The organism is Alcanivorax sp. HI0044 (assembly GCF_001634945.1).
On sequence record NZ_LWEZ01000416.1, the window covers coordinates 1 to 1263 of the forward strand.

Annotated in this window: 1 protein-coding gene and 1 pseudogene; one reads left to right on the forward strand and one right to left on the reverse strand. The window is 59.0% G+C overall.

Annotated features, from left to right (window positions below; genetic code table 11):
* Positions 1–61: 61 nt before the first annotated feature.
* Positions 62–556, reverse strand: a complete 495-nt coding sequence (locus A3730_RS05045) for a hypothetical protein (protein WP_063520141.1) — start codon at positions 554–556, stop codon at positions 62–64.
* A 185-nt stretch (positions 557–741) separates the two neighbouring features.
* On the opposite strand from A3730_RS05045, the pseudogene A3730_RS05050 reads away from it, so the two are divergent.
* A pseudogene (locus tag A3730_RS05050) lies at positions 742–1263 on the forward strand (hypothetical protein); the annotation flags it as partial.

The following is a 1263-nucleotide window of genomic DNA, read 5'->3' on the forward strand; positions in this document are numbered from 1 at the left end:
TTAAACGCTGTTCATTAACAAGACATGTCGCAAGGTGTTCAATAGGACTCTGATTTGGCAATTACCCGTTATGGGTCAGTTGCTTACGTGTGGCATCGATTAATGCAGCGAAATCCGGGCGGGCGATGACGGCAAGCACCAGTGTGTAGACCCCGTTGAGCAGGGCGAGCAGGGCATCCGCCTGCATCAGGCTGAGGGCGATAACAATCATGGAAACGGCATCCAGGATTCCCAGCAGCATAAACATGCTGGCCTGTACCTTGAGCGCCGCTGTGTCGCCGGAGGGGTCCGCAGGGGTGGCGGTCTGGATCGGTCGGCCGGCAATAGCCCTGGGTGACAGCAGAGCATTACGTAGCGGTCGTGCCACGATCAACATCAGTGCCATGGCGCCCATGGCCGCCATGCGCAGGGTGTCTTGCGGCAGCAGTTCAAGGGATGCGGTGTAGTTCCCGAACCAGACCAGGCCAGCGACCGCGATGCCAATCAGCAAGGGCGCAGAGAGCACCAGAAACCATAAGGTATTGAGGCGCTGTACAGCTGAGGTGGACGCGGGCATAAACACTTTCCTGGGTCATGTTGTGAGAGATGGCGGTGAGCCGGAGCTACCGCAAACAATAAGGTTAAAGCAGGGAAACTAGCAAAGCCCGGGTGGATAAAAAAGTGCCAAATGTTTCTGTCATTCGGCGCCATTCTTTCTGTCGGTTCTAGCGCCCGCTGAATTGAGGGCAAGGAGCAAAAAGAATGACCGCAATGCTGGCAACCAGCCCGTTGGACCATGCTGATCTGAACCGGGTAGGCGACCCCGAGCGCCGGCAGATGCGCCGGGTGCGCAAACTGTTTTCACTGATGATCGGTTCCGATCCGCAGCCCAGTGAAGGGCAGATGCGGGTGATTCGCGAACACATGCTGATGGGCGACACCCTGGCGGACGCGGTCGTGCACATGTACAAGGGCTTGCCGGCAGGTGAGGGGCGCAAGCTGGTGGACCAGGCGCTGGAGCATGGCATCGACAGTGTTGAGAACCCGCCGCAGGCGCTCACCGCACTGTTCAACCAGATCGACCATGAACCGATCTGGCTGGATCGGGAAAAACTGCGCCTGGCCTGTGATGTCTCGCACCGGGTGGGCCTCTCCGGTGAGCTGGTATTGCGAAACCTGTCGTTGATGGGGGGCTATCTGGGCGCCGCTGCGGCCAAGCCGTTGGTGTTCACCGGGCAGCTGGATCGCATGGCGAACCGGCGCCTGGTGGAAACCGGAAAATTC

What these genes read in the sequence shown, in the direction of transcription:
- A3730_RS05045 (WP_063520141.1), bottom strand. Translation starts at nt 556, where the DNA reads ATGCCCGCGTCCACCTCAGCTGTACAGCGCCTCAATACCTTATGGTTT.